13 protein-coding genes and 2 pseudogenes are annotated in these 17,881 nt (G+C 68.3%); 9 read left to right on the top strand and 6 right to left on the bottom strand.

Annotation, left to right across the window (positions count from 1 at the left end; genetic code table 11):
- Positions 1-112: 112 nt before the first annotated feature.
- Together ABTW95_RS34640 and ABTW95_RS34635 are read right to left on the bottom strand one after the other, a co-directional pair.
- The gene (locus ABTW95_RS34640) at positions 113-586 is read right to left on the bottom strand and encodes a hypothetical protein (protein WP_500228515.1); all 474 of its coding nucleotides are present in this window, start codon (positions 584-586) and stop codon (positions 113-115) included.
- Between the two features lie 9 nt (positions 587-595).
- Complete coding sequence (locus tag ABTW95_RS34635; RefSeq protein ID WP_500228514.1) at positions 596-1,831, bottom strand: helix-turn-helix domain-containing protein; 1,236 nt, start codon at positions 1,829-1,831, stop codon at positions 596-598.
- A 290-nt stretch (positions 1,832-2,121) separates the two neighbouring features.
- Between ABTW95_RS34635 and ABTW95_RS34630 the strand changes: the two genes are divergently transcribed.
- From ABTW95_RS34630 to ABTW95_RS34615, 4 genes are all read left to right on the top strand, one after another.
- Positions 2,122-2,298, top strand: coding sequence for a hypothetical protein (locus tag ABTW95_RS34630; RefSeq protein ID WP_176194363.1), 177 nt, complete (start codon positions 2,122-2,124; stop codon positions 2,296-2,298).
- Positions 2,299-2,670: 372 nt separating this feature from the next.
- On the top strand, positions 2,671-3,717 hold the full coding sequence (locus ABTW95_RS34625; RefSeq protein WP_500228513.1) for a radical SAM protein: 1,047 nt from the start codon (positions 2,671-2,673) through the stop codon (positions 3,715-3,717).
- The gene (gene tmk, locus ABTW95_RS34620) at positions 3,714-4,382 is read left to right on the top strand and encodes a dTMP kinase (RefSeq protein WP_500228512.1); all 669 of its coding nucleotides are present in this window, start codon (positions 3,714-3,716) and stop codon (positions 4,380-4,382) included. Before ABTW95_RS34625 ends, tmk begins: the two co-directional genes overlap by 4 nt.
- A complete protein-coding gene (locus ABTW95_RS34615; protein WP_500228511.1) occupies positions 4,330-5,124 on the top strand; it encodes a hypothetical protein in 795 nt (264 codons plus the stop codon). The genes tmk and ABTW95_RS34615 overlap by 53 nt, the downstream gene beginning before the upstream one ends.
- 6 nt (positions 5,125-5,130) lie before the next feature.
- Here ABTW95_RS34615 and ABTW95_RS34610 read toward each other — a convergent pair whose 3' ends face one another.
- Positions 5,131-5,682: a class IV adenylate cyclase gene (locus ABTW95_RS34610; RefSeq protein ID WP_500228510.1), complete on the bottom strand. Its 552-nt coding sequence runs from the start codon at positions 5,680-5,682 to the stop codon at positions 5,131-5,133.
- Between the two features lie 242 nt (positions 5,683-5,924).
- On the opposite strand from ABTW95_RS34610, the gene ABTW95_RS34605 reads away from it, so the two are divergent.
- From ABTW95_RS34605 to ABTW95_RS34595, 3 genes and pseudogenes are all read left to right on the top strand, one after another.
- Complete coding sequence (locus ABTW95_RS34605) at positions 5,925-6,419, top strand: ATP-binding protein (RefSeq protein WP_500228509.1); 495 nt, start codon at positions 5,925-5,927, stop codon at positions 6,417-6,419.
- Positions 6,420-7,186: 767 nt separating this feature from the next.
- Positions 7,187-7,453: pseudogene (locus ABTW95_RS34600) on the top strand (MarR family transcriptional regulator); the annotation flags it as partial.
- Positions 7,454-7,570: 117 nt separating this feature from the next.
- Positions 7,571-8,146 carry a hypothetical protein gene (locus ABTW95_RS34595; RefSeq protein WP_500228516.1) on the top strand — a complete coding sequence of 192 codons (576 nt, stop codon included), beginning with the start codon at positions 7,571-7,573 and terminating at the stop codon, positions 8,144-8,146.
- Positions 8,147-8,450: 304 nt separating this feature from the next.
- On the opposite strand, the gene ABTW95_RS34590 is transcribed toward ABTW95_RS34595, so the two are convergent.
- Both ABTW95_RS34590 and ABTW95_RS34585 read right to left on the bottom strand, forming a co-directional pair.
- Positions 8,451-9,284: a replication-relaxation family protein gene (locus ABTW95_RS34590; RefSeq protein ID WP_500228508.1), complete on the bottom strand. Its 834-nt coding sequence runs from the start codon at positions 9,282-9,284 to the stop codon at positions 8,451-8,453.
- A gap of 56 nt (positions 9,285-9,340) precedes the next feature.
- Positions 9,341-11,998, bottom strand: coding sequence for a type IV secretory system conjugative DNA transfer family protein (locus ABTW95_RS34585; protein ID WP_500228507.1), 2,658 nt, complete (start codon positions 11,996-11,998; stop codon positions 9,341-9,343).
- 883 nt (positions 11,999-12,881) lie between these two features.
- Here ABTW95_RS34585 and ABTW95_RS34580 point away from each other — a divergent pair.
- Complete coding sequence (locus ABTW95_RS34580) at positions 12,882-14,624, top strand: recombinase family protein (RefSeq protein ID WP_500228506.1); 1,743 nt, start codon at positions 12,882-12,884, stop codon at positions 14,622-14,624.
- A gap of 529 nt (positions 14,625-15,153) precedes the next feature.
- Here ABTW95_RS34580 and ABTW95_RS34575 read toward each other — a convergent pair.
- Positions 15,154-16,398 (bottom strand): annotated as a pseudogene (locus ABTW95_RS34575) (IS256 family transposase).
- 233 nt (positions 16,399-16,631) lie between these two features.
- On the opposite strand from ABTW95_RS34575, the gene ABTW95_RS34570 reads away from it, so the two are divergent.
- The gene (locus tag ABTW95_RS34570; protein ID WP_500228505.1) at positions 16,632-17,570 is read left to right on the top strand and encodes a transposase; all 939 of its coding nucleotides are present in this window, start codon (positions 16,632-16,634) and stop codon (positions 17,568-17,570) included.
- Positions 17,571-17,881 lie beyond the last annotated feature (311 nt).

Genomic DNA, 17,881 nt, shown 5'->3' with positions numbered 1-17,881 from the left:
CACCCCTGCCCGCGGGCGGCCGACAACTCAACCGTCCTCCCGAAAAGACCGAGAGATCGACCTCGATACACCATCGGTGGATCGAGGCTAAGGCGAGTGGTGCGTCCTTGGGTTAACCTCTGTCGGCGCCAGAGGGCCAGATCACTCGAACGGGTTTGTCGAGGTCGTGGGCGGCTTGGACTACGTCGGCGGTGCCGCCGTAGCCGCGTGCGGGTTGGCCGTCCCAGACGGCCCAGAGTGCGTCGGCGAGGGTCAGCATGTGTTGGCTAGCGGACATGTGGGCATCGCTGGTCGACTCGCTGAAGGGCATGCGGTGCACCTGCACGGCTTGGGCGAGGAGCTTGCGGTACTCGGCGTGGTGCTCGTCGGGTAGGCCAGCGAGGTATTGCTCTGCCGGGACGATGACCTCGATCCGGCCACCGTGGGCGAGGACGGCTCGGGCGAACAGGGTGTCGGCGCCGTCGGCGAGGCAGGTCAGGCCGGTGATGTTGTCGCTGATGGGGGAGAGAGCCTCGTTGAGCGCTTCGGCTACCAGGGCTTCGGTGGCGGGTGGTAGGGAGCGGTGGCCGGAGATGGCGATGCGCAACGGGTTCTCCTAGAGCAGGGTTGTTCTGAGTCGGTCGTCGAAGCGGGCGACGGTGGGCGTGGTCGTGGGGGCGTTGCTGTAGCGGAACTGGCGGGCTTGTCTGATGATGCGTTCGGAGCCGTAGGTGATGCCGGTGTTGAGGGCGTCGAGGGCGAGGGTGAACGCCTCGTCGGTTTCGCCGCGTTGGCAGGCTGCGGTCGCTACTTCCAGGGTGGTCAGTGCGGCCTGTTTGGGTGCCGGTTGGGCGGTCGGAAGCGACTCGGCGAATGCGCGAGCCGCTTCGGAGGGTTGGCCCAGGCGGACGGCGATTGAGGCTCGGATGCGCGCGAGCTTGGTCAGGTCGAAGGGGTAGACCCAAGGCCAGGGCGGTGGGCCGTCGGTGCGGGCGATGGCGCGCTCAGCGGTCCTGATTGCCTGGGTTGCGGCGTGCTCGTCGGGGTGGGGGTTGGAGGCGTGCGCGAGCGCTTCGAGGGAGGCCAGCCAGGCGGTGGGTGTGCTTCCGGCGGAGAGCGGTAGCGTCTTGCGGGCTTTGTCGATCATGGCGAGGCCGAGCAGCGGGTCTCCGGCGGCGTCGATCTCGAAGGCGGCGAGGCTCCCGGTCATGTAGACGGCGAGCACGTCGTTCTTGGCGAGCTTCGCCGCGGTGATCGCCTGGCGGTAGTAGGTACGGGCGCTGCCGAGGTCGAGCATGTCCATCGACAGCCAGGCCGCGAAACCGGCGGCTTCGCTGACGGCGGCGGCGACGACGGGGGCGTGTGGGCCTGCGGAGCGGTGGGCTCGGACGGCCAGCTCCAGGTGCGAGCGGACGCCATCGATGAGGTCGCGGGAGCAGAAGGACGCGTCCAACCGGCGCTGCGAGCCGGTGATGGCCGTCAGATCGGCGGCCGTGTTCTCACCGGTGGTGAGCGCGGTACGGGGTGACGGCAAGAGGGCCAAGGCGGCGAGCTTGCCGAATTGCCTGCGATTCGTGGGATCTTCCTCGTCTATCTGGTGATCGCCGAACCGGAGGAGTTCTGGGGGGATGCCGAGTCGGCGGATGATGATGCGGACCTGAGCGAGCGTGAGCGAGGTCTCCCCGCGGAGCACCTTGGATGCCCAGCTCTGTGTGTAGCCGACCGCGTCAGCGAGGTCGGTCTGGCTCCAGCCCCTCGCCTTCCGGATTTCGTCCATCAGGGTCGGCACGTCGCAGGTGGCGAGGGCCTGACTCACGGCCGGAGTCGACCAGAAACCGAGCGGCTCGTTCATGAAATCTAGGCTACGCATCGCCTCTGAGCGGCGGAGAGTCCTGTTTGGAATGGGCGGGCTCTCGTTCCTAGTCGGGCTAGTGGTAGCGCCTTCCCCGAATGTCCGCCGAACGTGACGATCAGGTAGCCGAGCGAACGCACTGCGTTATCGGCGCTTCGATCACTGACCGCCACCTTTAGGAGCCGTTCCCGATGAAAGATGACGAACGGGCCGTAAGGGTGATGGGCGGGCATTGCGGACTTTCGCTCCCCGGTTACGGCGACAGATCACCCGCCCACTCGGCTGTTTCGATGCAGCGTGCTGCCGAGGGGCTGCGCGAACGATTCCCCTGGGTGCAGTGCTGGTGGGGGTCGCATACGCGGCGTTGGTGGGCGTACGTGCCGGGCGTCGGCAGGCTGATCGAGGCGGGCGGCCCGGAGCAACTGTCCGAGGAGATCCTGCGGGCGCTGGGCCGGCCATGGCGGTGAAGCCTGGCGGATGCGTGCCGCTTGAAGTCTGCGGAGCGCTGGTCGAGGAAGCGATCCGTGAAGCGCTGACCGGGCGGTTTTTCAGAGGCACGGTCGAAGAGACGTCGGCGGTAGCCCGCGGGAAGGTCGAGCAGCTTCGCATTGATCTGGCCGAGGCAGAAGACGGAACACGGAGTCTTCCCGCCTGCAGTTCTTGCGCTGATCAACGGAAAGGCGGGTGAGATCTGGACGGCCTGGTCGGGCGGGTCCGGCAGCCATCCGAGACGGCCGGGCTGAGAGATGTTTCAGCACCTTGGACGGGCAGGAGGCCCCAGAGTGAGACGGTCCTTAATTCTCGACACCCATGCCAGCTCCTGCTACTTCCGGACATCGGTGGGCGAGGGGGAGCGCAAGGCACTCGTGCAGATCACCGAACGCTGCAACCTGCACTGCGCGCACTGCTTCGTGTCCTCGACGGCGGTGGGCGGTGACATCTCGCTGGCCGACTTCAGCGGAAAGGTGCTGCCCCGGCTGCGAGCCGCGCGGGTCGAGCGCATCACGCTGACCGGTGGGGAGCCGTTCGTCCACCCCGAGCTGCTGCCGATCTGCCGGGCGGTCATCGAGGCGGGCTTGCCGGTGGGTGTCTGCACCAACGCCACCCGCGTCACCGACGAGCAGATCGCGGAGCTGGTCGCCCTGGGCGATGTTCACGTCAACGTCAGCCTCGACGGATTCCGGCCCGCGTCGCACGGCAAGTTCCGCGGCAACTCCGCCTCGTTCGAGGTGACGGTGGAGACCACCCGCAAGCTCGCTGCGGCCGGCCTGCTGCAAGGGCTGCTGTCGACTCCGAACGTGCTCACCGACCCGGAAGAGTTCGCTGACCTGTGCGCGTTCGCGGTCGAGATCGGGGCCAAGTACGTGCTGATGAACCCGCTGTCATCGTTCGGACGAGGGGTCAAGTCGCAAGGTCGGCTGGCCGCCCCCGACGAAACGATGCGCGCCATCGAGGCGGCCACCAGGCGCTTCGATGGACAGGGCGTCGAACTGGTCCACATCCGCTTCCCCAACGAGGACAAACCCCTCGCAGGCTGTGATGCCGGAAAGCTGATCTACATCTTCGCCGACGGTGCCACTGCGGTTTGTCCCTACCTGGTCTTCGCCGCCCGAACGCCGCAGTCCCAGTACGCTGACACCGAGTTCCTGGTCGGAAACATCCTTGCGGACGAGGTCACCGAGGCACTGGACGGCTACGACCTGGCCGGGCACCTCGCGATGGGACACAACGACACTTGTCGTTCGTGCACGCTGAACGGCACGTGCGGAAAGGGCTGTCCGGCTGCGGTGGTCTCGCGCGGGCAACGCATCGGCGAGGTAGACGTCGAGCAGTGCCCGCGGACCGACGGCAAGCCCCTGCTGCAGATAGGGCGGCGGCCGACGTGACCGGAATCTTCATAGCGATCGAGGGGCCCAACGGGGTCGGAAAGTCGACCAGTGCGCGCCTGCTGGCCACGCGGCTGGCCATGCGCGGACACTCGGTCCACCTGACCACCGAGCCGAGTCGCTCCCGCCTGGGAGCCCTGATCCGGCAGATCGAGGCGGAACTGTCGGGCCGGGCACTGGCGCTTGCGGTCGCGGCCGACCGGGCCGCTCACGTGGCCGACGAGATCGAACCCGCGCTGGCCGCCGGGAAGGTCGTCATCAGTGACCGCTACCTGCCCTCCTCGCTGGTCCTGCAACGCCTCGACGGGCTGCCCCTGGCGGAGATCTGGCGCTACAACGCGTTCGTGCCGCACCCGTTCCTCACCGTCTACCTTGAGGAGGATCCCGCGGTCATCGCCGCCCGCTTGAAGGAGCGCCAGGTTCTCAGCAGGCTTGAGCAGGCCGGCTCGCCCAGCCGTGAGTTGGCGCTCTACCGCAAGGCGTACGCGTTTCTGGGACGGCGACGCTGGCGGCAGGCGCGTGTCGACTGCCGTGGCTTGGCGCCCAATGAAGTAGTGAAGGCCATGCTCGGCCGCATCGAACTGTTGAACCTCTGGGAAGGAACCCCTCGTCGTGCTCTCGGTCCTGACCGTCAACCTCGGCGCGGCGGCCCGTCCACGTGCTGAAGCCATGCTGGAATGGCTGGCCGCTCGCCCCGAACAGGTGCTGCTGCTCACCGAGACCAGCGCGGGGCCCGGTACGGCCTACCTGCTTGAACGCTTCCGCGAGGCCGGACACACCGTCATCAAGGCTCCGGACGAAGGTGAGCGGGGTGCGGCCATCGTCAGTTGCGTCAAAGTGCTGGAGGACTCGTCGGCGAAGCTCGATGGTGTCACCGTGCCCGGACGGGCCGCCGCCTGCCTCCTGGACTGCGAGCCACGGGTCTTCGCCGTCGCCGTCTACGTGCCCAGCCGGGACCGCAGCCAGAGCAAGACCACCCGCAAGCAGCAGTTCATCACCTCCTTTCAGACGGCCCTGGCGTCCTTGCCGCAGGAATTGGCGGCCAACGCCCTCGTAGGAGGTGACTACAACGTCATCGGCCGTGACCACGAGCCCCGGCACCGCGGCTTCCTACCGTTCGAGTACGGACTCCTGGAGACGCTGGAGGCGACCGGCTATGTCGACACGTACGCGAGCCTGTACCCCGGTGAACAGGCGCACTCCTGGATCGGCCGGACCGGCGACGGCTACCGCTACGACTACTTCCACGCCGGGCCGGCCCTCGCCGACAGGGTCACCGACTGCCGGTACCTCCACGAGACCCGTGACAGCAAGCTCACCGACCATGCGGCGCTCACCGTGACCCTGGACGTCGTCCCCAACTTGTTGCCCACGGCCGACCCGGCCATCAGCGGCGCGCTGTTCTGAACTGGTTCAAGCGCTGTGATGCTGTGCAAGCCGGACGAGCGAGTCGTAGGTGTCGGTCACCCGCTCCAGCTTGACCCCCAGGTTGTTCGCCCATGCGTCCAGCTGTGCCTGGATGGCCAGGCCCGACTCGTCGGCGGTCGTCACTGTTTCGATCTCCAGGAACGGTCCTACGCCCTCGACCTGATCCAGGCACAACGACCACCGCCCCGCCCGGCCGGTCCGACGCTCCTTGACGATCCGGACTGTTGGGCGGAACCCCATCTGCAGTAGCGCGTCGTGCATCTGCTCGGCGTCGGCCACGATCGTCTCGGCCTCCAGGCAGGCCATCTCGTTGTCCTGCGGGGTCTTCACGGTGAACAGGTGCTTGCCCTGCACGGTCCGGAGACGTCCGAACGGGACACCGGTCTTGGGCTTGCCGTAGTCCCACCACGTCGGTGCGTACGCCTGATCCTCTTGGAGGACTGGCGTGGACAGCGAGACTCCCTGATCGGTCAAGGCGTGAAGCAGCGCATCCTGCTCGATCACGCGGTACTTGACCTCGATCTCCTGAGCTTCCACAGTCCCCCCGGTCGTGACGAGTGCGTGCGAAGGAGCCTAATGGCGCCGGCGTCCTCGCGGGGAGTTTTGTGCAGGCCGGACGAAACTCAGGGGGAATCTTGCGACACCGAACCGGCGTAGTTTTTGGAAGAAGAATCCGGACTTGACCTTGGCCGCCGAGGCGAGCGTCAATTGCTGTCCGGCCGTCCGTGACATGCGCGCCGATCCTCGGCGGCGGACGGCGAACAAAGGAGGAAAACTAGATGGGAAACACGAAACTGGTCGGCTCAACGGCCGACGAATGGTTGTGGTCGTCGGGAAGGATGCGCTGGCGTCGGGTGTACGCGGGCCGCGCCGACCAGGTGCGGGCGGCCCGGGCGTTCGCCGAGGCTCTGTTCGTGGGCATGCCCTGCGTGGACATCGTCGCGCTGGCCGTCGGCGAACTGGCCGCGAACGCGGTCCGGCACACGCGCTCCGGTGAGGGGGGTGACGGCTGGTTCGGGCTCGAGATCGTCTGCGAGAACCCGGTCTACGTCGCCGTCACCGACATGGGAGGCCACGGAATCCCGACCGTTCTGCCGGAGGGGTACGGCGGCTCCTACAGCGAGGGAGGCCGGGGACTCCGGATGCTGTACGAGCTCGCGCTCATGTTCGGCATGCACGGCAGCAGCACCCTCGGACATACCGTCTGGGTCGACATTGACCTCAACCGCAAGCTGGAGGCCGACCCGCAGGCATCGGTCCACCTGGCGTCATAGGGAGGGTCCAGCCTGCAGCTATCAGGCTGGACCCTCGCGCCAAGGATAGTCAACTCGCGTGAGGCGGCTCCGTCTCTGCCCGGCTCCGGGCAGAGACGGACCGCCGTCCTATCTGGGTGGCAAAGTCGTCAACGGCAGGGTGCTTCTGGCCCCTTCTGCTGGACCTTCATTTGCCCCTTCTCCTGGACCTTCACGTTATGAAGAGAAGCCCTGAGCTCGGGCGTAAGCGCAGGTTGGGCCGCTTCCGTGCAGTGTGAAGCGCTCCCGACTCGTCCCTACAGACGACCAGTAGTAGTTGCGCGCATGTGGTGGCAGGTGGCTGCGGTTTGAGGCCGACCCTTGGCCTACCTACTTCGCGTGCCGGAGTCACCACGTGCCGGCCAGTTGAAGGCCGCCCCCTCTCGCGCCCACGCGTAGCGCAACCTCAGCGGTGGCTACCGCTGAGGTTGCGCTACGCGAGTCTGCCCGGAATGGCTTGTCCAGACTCACGCGCCGGACACGGCCCGGACGATGAGGAAGACCTATTTTCAGCCGAACGGCGTCGCCGACGGGTTCCAGTCAAGTCATTCGTCGTGCCCGATCGGTAAATGTTTCGCCGATTGTGAATGTTAGGCAAGCCTCTCCAGCCGTTTTGGTGACGTAATTTGTTGGCCGGTCGGCTTGAGGTCGGCGCTATATCGAGTGACGGTGGTGTTGCAACAGAAAAGCACACCACGGAAACCCGGTAGCGAGAATGCCGTCGGGCGTCATCGAAAAGGAGCCATGAAATGGCAGCGAACACCACCACCCTCAACGCCACCACGACCGACGCCCAGGTTCCCGCTACGGCCCCTGTTACCGCCCCGACCGCCCCGACCGCCCCGACTACCCCTGTCGTCCCTGCGGACGTCAGCGGGGACGGTGCGGCCGTGTTCGGCGCGGTGGCCGCTACCCCCGGTGTGACCGTCCCCGCCCTGGCCACCGCGACCGGTCTCACACGGGCGGTGGTGAAGGACGCCCTCACGGAACTCGTGGCGGCGGGTCACGTCACGCGGACGCCCGGCGCAAAGGGCGCCAACACCGACACTTGGGCGCCGGTCCCCGTTGCCTCGTCGGACGGCACCGCAGCCGAGGCCACGGCGGGTGTGTCGGCTGACACGATCGCAGCGGCGATGAAGATCATGCAGGACGAGGCCGACCGACGGGCGGTCGCTGAGGCCGACCTGCAGAAGGCGATCGCCGACGAGGAGGCCCGGCGTGCGCAGGCGGTGGCCGAACTGGCGCGGCGTCAGACGGCCGAGGCCACCCGGCGGGCGCTGTCGGACCTGATCACGGCGGCCACGACCGCCTACGCGGCGGTGGCCGCTGAGGACGACGGCGCCATGACCGCCGGGCTGGACCGGGTGTACGCGGCCGCCGCCGAGGTTCGCCGCGCCACCAAGGCCACCGTCCGCAGCACGGGGACGCCCGCCGGTAGCGGCAACGGCAACCGGAACGGCGGGCACCGGGCAGTGCCGCGCCCCCTGCGCCCCGAGGTGATCGCCCACCTGTCCGCGCACCCGGACACCGACTTCACGCCCGGTGAGATCGGGCGGGTACTGGAGCGGTCGTCCGGGGCGGTCGCCAACGCCCTGGCCACCATGGCCGAGCGGGGTGAGGCGGTCATGACGTCGGAAAAGCCGGTCCGCTACCGGTCCGCCGCCCCCGTGGCCAACGGCGGGGGCGAGTCCGGTGACGTGACCGCCTGACGAGTCCGCCGGGCGGTTGCGTCCGGCGGCGGGTAGGCGACGGTGGCGTTCCTCCGGTCACGGGTGAACGCCACCGTTGTCTCGCTCCTTATGAGTGTCTCGTCGTCCGGTGGTGCGGCGCCGCCCCGGTGCCCACCACGGCGGCGCGCGCCGTTGTGGTGGCCGTTGGCGGGCCGGACGGCGGCGTCGTGGCCCCTGGGACCGGGCGGCCGTGATGCGGCGCGCAGGGGCGACCGTGGGGGCGGTGGTGGCCGCCCCCACGTCCGCCCCCACGTCCGGGCCGCTACGGGCCGGGCGGTGGCGGTCACACGGTGAATTCCCATGCGTCGGCCAGCGTGGCCAGGCGTTGACGGGGACCGGTGATCCCGGCGGGTAGCCAGACGGCCCCGGCGGGACCTTCGCGCGAGGTGGTGGGCGTGTGGACGGCGGTGGCGACCGGGACTCCCGGGACGCCGAGGAGCCTGCGCAAGTTCGCCTCGCGGGCGGCGCTGGGCAGCCAGAACAGGACGGGTGTGGTCGATCCCGTCTCGCGGGCGAGTGCGGTGTAGCCATTGAGTTTGGCGGCGACGCGGGCGAGGCGTTCGGTGCCCGTGTCGTGTTCGAGGAAGAAGGCGACCTCGGCCGGCGAGCCCTGCCTTCGGGTCTCGCTCCATCGGCCGAAGGCGTCCGGGCGGGCGTGGTCGCCCCATTGCGAGATGCATCGGCGTTCCGGGAGCCACTGGCCCAGGCGCGTACCGTCGTCTCGGTTGCGCGCGTAGGCGCGGAGGCGAACGAAGAAGTCGTTGACGCCGACTTGGTGGCCGAGCCGTGGTGAGACCGCGATGCCCATGGCGGTCTCATGCCGGTAGCCCAGTTCCCGCAGACTGACGCCCTGCTCTACGGCCAGCACGTGGGCGCCTGCGGGACCGAGAACCCAGTGTTTGGCGGCCGTCCCGTTCGGGATCCACGGCCGGAACGACGACAGCGTGTGCAACTCGTGGAGTTGGCGAAGCCGCTGGTGGGTGCGTTCGGACGTGCGGAAGAACAGGGCGGTGATCTGGTCGCTGGTCAAGACGCGGTGTTCCCACAGCAGCCCGAGGAGAGCACGGTCCCGGGTGGTGAGCCGGTGCGCCAGGTCGGCGATCAGTGCGGCCGTCACGCGGGGCGGGTGAGGCTCGCGCTCGCGGAGCCGATGGGCGGGCCTTGTCGGCTTGGTCACTCCTCGACCTCCCCGTCATAGTTCGCCTCGGCCGCGTTCAGGCTCGCGTCGTCGGGAGCGTCGAAGGCATCAAGGGGCGGTTCGACGAGCGCCCGTGGGCGGGCCGTGGGCACCATGCCGCCGTTGTCGGCGGGTGTGTACGCCTCCCGCGAGGCTTGCCTGATGGCCTCGGCACGGCCCGGAATGGGCGGGGGCAAGGGACGTGTCCGCAGTGTGAACGCTGCCATCGGTGCGTCGTTGTGCACGGTGCGGGCGGCGGCCTGGTACTTGCCCAGGTGGCACAGGTCGTGCTGGGCGACCGTGGGCCTTGTGTGTTCGACCAGGGCGCGGGCGTCTTCGGGTGAGATCGCGAAGTACATCTTGTTGCGTGCATCGGCGGACACGGCGTCGCGCAGGTCGCGGGGAAGCTGTGACAAGTGCTGGTGTGCGATCACCAACGAGAGCCGGTAGGCGCGGGCCTCGGCGAGGATGTCCGAGACGGAGCCCGGCAGGTTGAGGAAGTTGTGCGCCTCGTCGATATAGGCGACGGCGTCGCGGCGAGCGTGTTCGGGCAGGTGGGCGCGGGGTGTGATGGCCTGCCAGGTGTGCGCCAGGAGCAGCGACCCGAGCAGGCGCGACGCGTCCTCGCCGAGCATGCCCTTGGCGGCGCGAGCGAGGATGAGACCGCCGCTGTCGAGGGTCTTGCCCAGGTCGACGGTGGAGGCTGAGCCAGACAGTGCGTCACGGACGAAGGGACGCATGAGGACGGCCCGGAGCTTGTTCATGATCGGACCGATCAGAGCGGCGCGTCCGCCGGGTGAGAGTTCGTTGTAGTCGCTCCAGAATCCCTGTAGGAGGGCGTCGTGACCGAGTTTGGCGACGGTCCGGGCGCGGTAGGCCGGATCGGTGAGCAGGGTCGGAACATCGGCGAGACTGGCGTGCGGCCCGTACACCTTGGCCAAGGTCAGGCAGGCCGAGCGGAGCAGATCGTCCATGCGCGGTCCCCAGTGGGCGGCGAAGCAGCGCCGGAAGGTCGTCACGATGGCCTCGACCGCGAAGTCCTGGTCACGTCCGGCGAGAATGTTGATGCATGGAGGGCGTCCGGACTGGCCGGGGTCGAACACCACCGTCTTGCCAATGGCCCGCTCAGGCAGCCGCTCCAGCAGGTCGGCGATCAGGTCTCCCTTCGGGTCGATGACGAGCGCGCCGCGTCCGGCGTGGGCGTCGGCGAGAATCTGACCGGCCAGGAAGGTCGACTTGCCGGTGCCGGTCTGGCCGAGGACGTGCATGTGTTGGCGGGCGTCCGCGACGGTGACAGCGACCGGGCGCGGCGTCCCTGCGTCGCTGTCTCCGAGGATCCGCACTGCTTGGCCGGGCATGCGGGCGGAGGGCACGGCCGGAGAAGGCGCCGATGAACGGGCTCCGGCACGAATGACTCCCGGCGCGTCCAAGTCGTACGGGAGATGGGCGAGCGCGGCCAACTCGTCCACGTTCAGCAGGTAGCCCCGCCCGAGATGGCGACTCGCCATCCGTCGGCCCGGTGCCAGCAGGCGCCGAGTCTCCAGGTGCTGGTACCCGGAGGCGAACAGAGCGAAGGACCTGTAGATCTCGTTTGCGCCGTTGTGGAGCATGCCGCGCACCTTGCGCTGAGCGTTCAACTCGGCGAGGCGTTCTGCGGTGGTGCCGGCCTTGTCGAGCCGGACCCCGTTCCGAGTGGTGCTTTTGGCGTACCTGATCTCCACCTCGAACCGTGGCTTGCTCGCCTTGGCCAGGATCGCCTTCACCTGCTGGGCACGCTCGGGATACAACTGAGCGATCTCGCTGGAGGTGAGATGGCCGTGGTTGAGGCCGGCGCCGGGCGTGATGAAGTCGAAGAACGCGCCCTGCATGCTCCTGGAACGGCCACCTCGCAGTTGGGTGACGGTCCGGATGGCACGCCCGGCACGGCGTCCCGTGCACGGGCGGGCCAGGATCTGCACAGCCGCGTAGTCACCTTTCGGGAGTCCCGCCATCGCGCCGAGCAGCGGCCGTAGCGGGTCGGCCTTGTGGTCGATGGCGAGCGGAAGGTCTTCCTTGTTGCCCAGCGTCAGTCGCCCTCCGGCGGCCTGGGCCTCAATCGGGATTGGCGGTGTGGTGGGCCGGGTGGTGATGGTGGCGCCCGGCCAGGCCGCCTGAACGGACTTCTCGATCACGCCCGCCGCGATGGTGCCCGGCACCCACACCTGGAAGCGGATGCCGTGCTCGTCGGCCACGTACTCGAACACCAGATGCGGTTGCCCGAAGACCCAGCGCTTCCACCTTGGGCCGAGTTGCCCGGCTTGGTGCTTCCACCACGCCGCGGCGCTGTCGGCCTCCACGTTCGGGGGCACCGCGATCTCGACCAGCCGTGTGGTGCGCGAGTGGTACCGGTTGCGCCACCGGGTGACCGCAACGCGGGCGCTGGTGACGGTAACCCAGACGGCGAGGACAACGCCGATGATCTCCGGCCCGTGCCGGGCGAGCAGGCCGAGCAGCAGCGTGGGCAACTCGGGGAGCAGGTGGGCGTGGTCTTCCAGCCACCGGACGAGCGAGTTGGCGGGCTGGTGCTGTTCGGGTGCGTCGGACACGTTCAGATGGATCTCCTCCAGGAATGCGGACGATGTGGACGGTGCTGCCAGGTGGTCGTGGATTCTCACACCCTTTAAGCACCGGTGTAGAGCGCGAAATTCACCCCGAGGTCGAGGGAAATTACTGAGACCTGACCGAATAAAATGTCCAAGGTCACGCTGGCTGGATTGTGTCTACCGTGCGTTGGTTTCGACCCTCCTTGGCCTTGACGTGTGTGCGCCTTTGTTGTCCTCGCTGGTGTGCGCGCGTTAGCTTGCCTCCCCGGATGGCGCCGCATGCAGGTCGTCGGCCGCCTCTCGGTCCTTCACTAAATAACTGGACCGCTCTGGGGTGCAGATTGGACACGGCCAACGGTCATCCTCGCGACGTTTTTAAGGGGAGCTTCATTCTGTCGGCTTATGAGGTTCTATGCCCGTGATGGAGAGGGCTGGAAGACCTGTGGTGCTTTCGTGTGAAGTCCGCGAAGCTTGATCAATTTTTGACGGGTCGAGGCGGCCAAAAACAGGGGTCTCGACGGTGCTTTATAGGTGAGAGGGGGAACGGGTGCCTGCCTATCCAGGCGGCCCGGCGCATGACCACGAACCAGCCCGACTCCACGACCAGCCACCCGCGCACGTCTTCACGAACAGGTGACCGCTCGCCGGCCACACGAAGGAGATCACCTCGTCACTCGTCCCGCCGCGTCCATCGCCATCCGCCGGGTCCGGACTTGAACTCGGCCGACGAGTCGAGCGTTGATGACCCCCGGCCCGCCACCGGGGCGGACCGCCCGTCATCCGGCACCCAGCCGAACAACGGGGGAGCGGCAAGTGACGAGCCTGGCCGCCTGCGATTGGTCGCACCGGCCGAGCCGCCACGCCTCACGACCTTCGCGGCTCGCGCGCTTCTGAGCCTCATGCTCGAAGTCAGTGCTCGCCGCGCCACCGATCACAGCGACGAGGAGACCGGCCGATGATCCAGCAACGTTCCGGGGTACCGATGCCCCTGCGGTTCGCCTTCTACGGGCGGGTGTCCACCGAGGACAAGCAGGACCCGACCGCATCCAAGGCATGGCAGCTCCGGCGCGCGGAGACGTTGATCGAGAGCAACGGCGGCCGCATCGTCGTCGAGTACTTCGACGTCGATCGCTCTCGCTCGATCCCCTGGGTACGGCGTCCGGAGGCCAGTCGGCTACTGGATGCGCTGAAGAACCCGAACCGGGGCTTTGACGCGGTCGTCATCGGGGAGCCGCACCGCGCCTTCTACGGAGGGCAGTACGGTCTGACCTTCCCCTTGTTCGACCACTACGGCGTCCCGCTGTGGGTTCCGGAGATCGGCGGGGCGATCGACCCCGTCAACGAAGCCCACGACATGATCATGTCGATGTTCGGGGGACTCTCCAAGGGCGAACGCAACCGCGTCCGGACCCGAGTCCGCAGCAGTATGGCCGCCATCGCCGCCACCGAAGGCCGCTACCTCGGCGGCCGTCCTCCTTACGGCTACAAACTCGTGGACGGAGGGCCGCACCCACACCCGGGGAAGGCGGCCGACGGTAAGCGCCTATTCAAGCTGGACATCGACCCCGATGCGGCACCGGTCGTCCAGCGCATCTACTGCGAGTACCTCGGCCTCGATGGCTCACCCGAGAAGGGGCTGTTCGCCATAGCCGAAGGGCTGACGCGCGACGGCATCCCCTGTCCGTCGGCTCATGACCGGGCGCGCAACCAGCACCGGGAGGGATTGGCCTGGGCCAAGAGCGCGGTGAAGACCATCCTGACCAACCCGCGCTACACGGGCCATCAAGTCTGGAACCGGCAGCGCAAGGACGAGGTCCTCATCGATGTCAACGACGTCTCGCTCGGCCACATCACCAAACTCCGCTGGAACGACCGCGACCAGTGGGTCTACTCCGCCAAGGTCGTCCACCCGGTCATCATCGACAAGAACATCTTCGACCGCATCGAAGGCAAGCTTGCCGCCCGCCGCTGCCAGACCGGCGGCACCAAGGCCCGCGCGCAGACCAAACGTGCCTACTCGCTGCGCGGCGTCATCTACTGCGGGCTCTGCAATCGCAAGATGCAGGCCCACACCTACAAGGCGTACGTCTACTTCCGGTGCCGGTACCCCGAGGAGTACGCGCTGGCCAACAAGGTCAAGCACCCGCGCAATATCTTCGTCCGCGAACACCAGGTCACGGCGCTGGTCGACCCCTGGCTCGCCAAGGTCCTGGCGCCACACCGCATCAAGCAGACGATCGCCGACATCCACGGCGCCCAGGAGCCGCCGACCAACTCCGCCTCGATACGCGCCAAGGCCCAGATCGCCGACTGTGAGACCAAACTCGCGCGCCATCGCGCGGCACTGGAGGCCGGAGCCAACCCAGTGACGATCGCCCAGTGGATGGCCGAGACCGAGGCCCAGCTCGTCGCTGCGCAGGCCGAACTCCGCACGGCCGGTGCCCAGCGACACCGGATCTTGACCACCCAGCAGATCGACGCGCTCATCGCCGCACTGGGTGATCTCGTCCGAATGCTCAAGGACGCAAGTCCGGAGGCCCGCCAGGCCGTCTACCAGGCACTCGGCGTCAGGCTCGTCTACCACCCGGACAAACAAGAAATCCGGGTCGAGGCTAACCTCAACCCGGATCGCGTGGTGATGCCCATGACCCCGAATTTGGGGAAACGGTACGTGTCCGAGGGGCGACGCACCCAGTAACCCCACACCCCATCACCGCCGTCGGCGTGCTGTCGACGCGCACAGGGTGACTCTCCGCCGCGCCCGCAGAGTGTGCCCGTAATGCCCTCTCAATGGGCGTGTGCTGCTTACCGCTGGGCGGTGTGTCTTGGTCGTCCTCTCGCTAGAGATCGCCTAACAAGGCCAGCGTCCCCGTTGGGAACCGGGGACATCGCTACGGGACACCACCGCTCAGGCAGAGCGAGCCGACCATCTTGGGTGAAAGGTTGGAGTTGTGTGTTCGGGCGCCCGTACTGGTGTGGAGACGGTTGCGCCGGTTCGAATCCGGTACGGTATCCGCCCCAGACCGGCTCCAGCCCCCGCCCCACCCAACGTCCGCCTAACCATCCCATCCCGCTTTCCGATCCCGTGACCGTTGGGTCCGCTCTCGCGAATACCGTGTAGGCGCTTCGCGGCCAGCCATCGGTCGATCCTCTCTTCGCAGACACTGCGGTTGGCCACGTCCAGGCGGGTGGTGTATGAGAAGGCCACCTCGCGCTCTATTGACTAGTTAAGCACCAATTGCCTCAATTGTCACTTCGTCATCATTGGTGTCGGTTTCGGTGCCGACTTTCTGGCAGGCGGCCAGGATTTCGGTGCCCATGTAGCGGCGTTGCTCGGTCCATTCGTCGTTCTGCTCGGCCAGCACGGCGCCGATCAGGCGGACGATGGCGGTGCGGTCGGGGAAGATGCCGACCACGTCGGTGCGGCGGCGGATCTCCTTGTCGAGGCGTTCCTGGGGGTTGTTGGACCAGATCTGGCGCCAGACGGCCTTGGGGAAGGCGGCGAAGGCCAGGATGTCGTCGCGGGCGTCGTCCAGGTGCTGGGCGGCGGCGGGGAGCTTGGCCTCCAGCGCGTCCACGACCTGGGCGTGCTGGGCGAACACCGCGTCGCGGTCGGGCTGTTCGAAGATGGTGCGCACCAGCGTCGACACCTACGGCTGCGCCGACTTGGGGACGCGCGTGATCAAGTTGCGGTGGTAGTGGGTGCGGCAGCGCTGCCAGGACGCGCCGGGCAGCGTGGAGGCGATCGCGTCGCGCAGCCCGGCGTGGCAGTCCGACACCACCAGCCTCACCCCCGACAGGCCGCGGGCCACCAGGCCGCGCAGGAACGCCAGCCACCCCGCGCCGTCCTCGCCCGACACCACGTCGACACCGAGGATCTCGCGGTGCCCGTCGGCGTTCACGCCGGTGGCGATCAGCGCGTGCACCGTCACCGTCCGGCCGCCCTCGCGGACCTTCTGCGTCAAGGCGTCGATCCACACCAAGGTGTAGGGCCCGGCGTCCAGCGGCCGGCCACGGAAGTCGGCGACCATCTCGTCCAGCTCCCGGGCCAGCACCGACACCTGCGACTTCGACAGCCTGGTGACGCCCAGCTGCTCGGCGAGCTTCTCCACCCGCCGTGTCGACACGCCCAGCAGATACGAGGTCGCCACCACGCTGGCCAGCGCCCGCTCGGCCCGGCGCCGCCGCTCCAGCAGCCACTCGGGATAGTACGACCCCGACCGCAGCCGAGGCACCGCCAGCTCGACCGTCCCGGCCCGGGTGTCCCACTCCCGGCGCCGATACCCGTTGCGGGAGTTGACCCGGGCGTCTGACACCTCGCCGTAGCCGGCCCCGCAGACCTGCTCGACCTCGGCGTCCATCATCCGCTGCGCCATCTCACGCACCATCGTCCGCAACAGGTCCGGCGACGCCGACTCCAAGGTCTGCTCGAACCACTCGCCGGTCACCGGCACAATGTCACCTGCGGCCACTTCGCTCTCCTTCGTCCTGATTCGCATCGAGAAGGATCGCGAGGTGGCCGTCTCACGTCACGGAGACTCGCCCAGCAGGGCAGAAACCGGACGGAAGGTCACACAGACCCCATACACCACTCCCGTGGACGTGAACGCAATAGGCCGCAGGTGCCCGCGGTTGGTGGTCGAGCGCAGCCACGGCAGCTGGTACCTGCGCCTCGAACTGGGAACCGGAACGGACGGTCATCGCGGTGCTGATCGCCCGGCTGGCCGCCGAGCTGCGCTGCTACCAGCCCGAGCGCACCGACCAGGTATGGGCCCGGCTGCGGCATCTGGGGGCGCGGCGCGCCCGGCTGGTCACCGAGGCCACCGCCTGCGTCCAGCAGCTCACCGACCTGCTGGAATGCGTGTGGCCGGCGGTGCTGACCACCGCGGCCAAGCCATGGAAGTCGGCGACCTGGCGGGCGTGCCTGGCGGTGGTACTGGAGCGCTGCGGCGGCGACCCGGCACGGCTGCGCCGCGGCGGCCGCGACCGGTTCGTCGCCGCGGTCCGCCGTGAGCTGCCCCGCTGGGGCGGCACCACCCGGATCTACACCCCCATCGCCGACCGGATGTTCCTCGCTCTGGCCGACCCCGTCGGCGTGGCCTCTCATCGCCGTGGCGCGCTGGAACGCGCCCATCTGGTGCTGGAGGACTACCGCGCGGTGCGGGCACGGCCGGCCGACACCGAACACCGCATGACCGCCGTGCTGGAGGAGCTGGAACTGACCGACCTGGTCACCACCATCCCCGGCCTGTCGGCGGTCGGCGCCGCCACCATCCTGGCCGAGACAGGCGACCCCGCCCGCTTCCACAGCCCCCGCGCGCTGGTCAAACACGCCGGGCTCGCGCCCCGCGAACGCGCCTCTGGCAACTACACCGGCCAGAGCAGGCTGTCGGGACGCGGCCGACCCCGGTTGCGGCTGGCCGCCTGGCGCGCCGTCTGGGGCGCGCTGCACGCCAACCCGGTCTTCGCCGCCCGTCTGCAGCACCTGACCACCCGCCCCGACAACCCCCTGCATCCCGGACAGGCCCGCGCCGCCCTGGCCGCCGCGCTGCTGCGCCAACTGCACGTGATCGTCACCCGCCGCATCGCCTGGAACCCCGCGCTGGCCGCGCCACCCCCGGCAACACGCCGGGCAGCGGCCTGACCACCGCACATCAACCCACTGACCACCTGTCACACAGGCGGGGCGAGCCCGACCGGCCGTTGAGGACCACACCTCGTGACTGACCATGGGCAGCCCCGCCCGTCTCCCCGTGAACCCGGTTGCACGCTGTCGGCCCAACCAAGGCCCATTGCCAGCTACGTAGGGACGAGGAGACGGACGGAGCCCCCGCCACTTGACCTTCGACGCCTTACGGTGGTCAGTCGCTGTCGACGAGACGCAGCACCGGGCGCTCGTCGGCCTCGCCCAGCAGGTCGCGCACCTGCGCGGCGCTGATCTTCAGGGCCTCGGCG

Source organism: Spirillospora sp. NPDC127506, assembly GCF_040302145.1.
Lineage (GTDB): Bacteria > Actinomycetota > Actinomycetes > Streptosporangiales > Streptosporangiaceae > Spirillospora.
Note: the sequence above shows the minus strand (reverse complement) of the source record. Positions and strands in the feature narration are given on the sequence as shown.

Coding starts and splice junctions, on each gene's coding strand:
- ABTW95_RS34630 (WP_176194363.1), top strand. CDS start 2,122: ATGCAGCGTGCTGCCGAGGGGCTGCGCGAACGATTCCCCTGGGTGCAG.
- ABTW95_RS34605 (WP_500228509.1), top strand. CDS start 5,925: ATGGGAAACACGAAACTGGTCGGCTCAACGGCCGACGAATGGTTGTGG.
- ABTW95_RS34595 (WP_500228516.1), top strand. CDS start 7,571: ATGAAGATCATGCAGGACGAGGCCGACCGACGGGCGGTCGCTGAGGCC.
- ABTW95_RS34635 (WP_500228514.1), bottom strand. CDS start 1,831: ATGAACGAGCCGCTCGGTTTCTGGTCGACTCCGGCCGTGAGTCAGGCC.
- ABTW95_RS34580 (WP_500228506.1), top strand. CDS start 12,882: ATGATCCAGCAACGTTCCGGGGTACCGATGCCCCTGCGGTTCGCCTTC.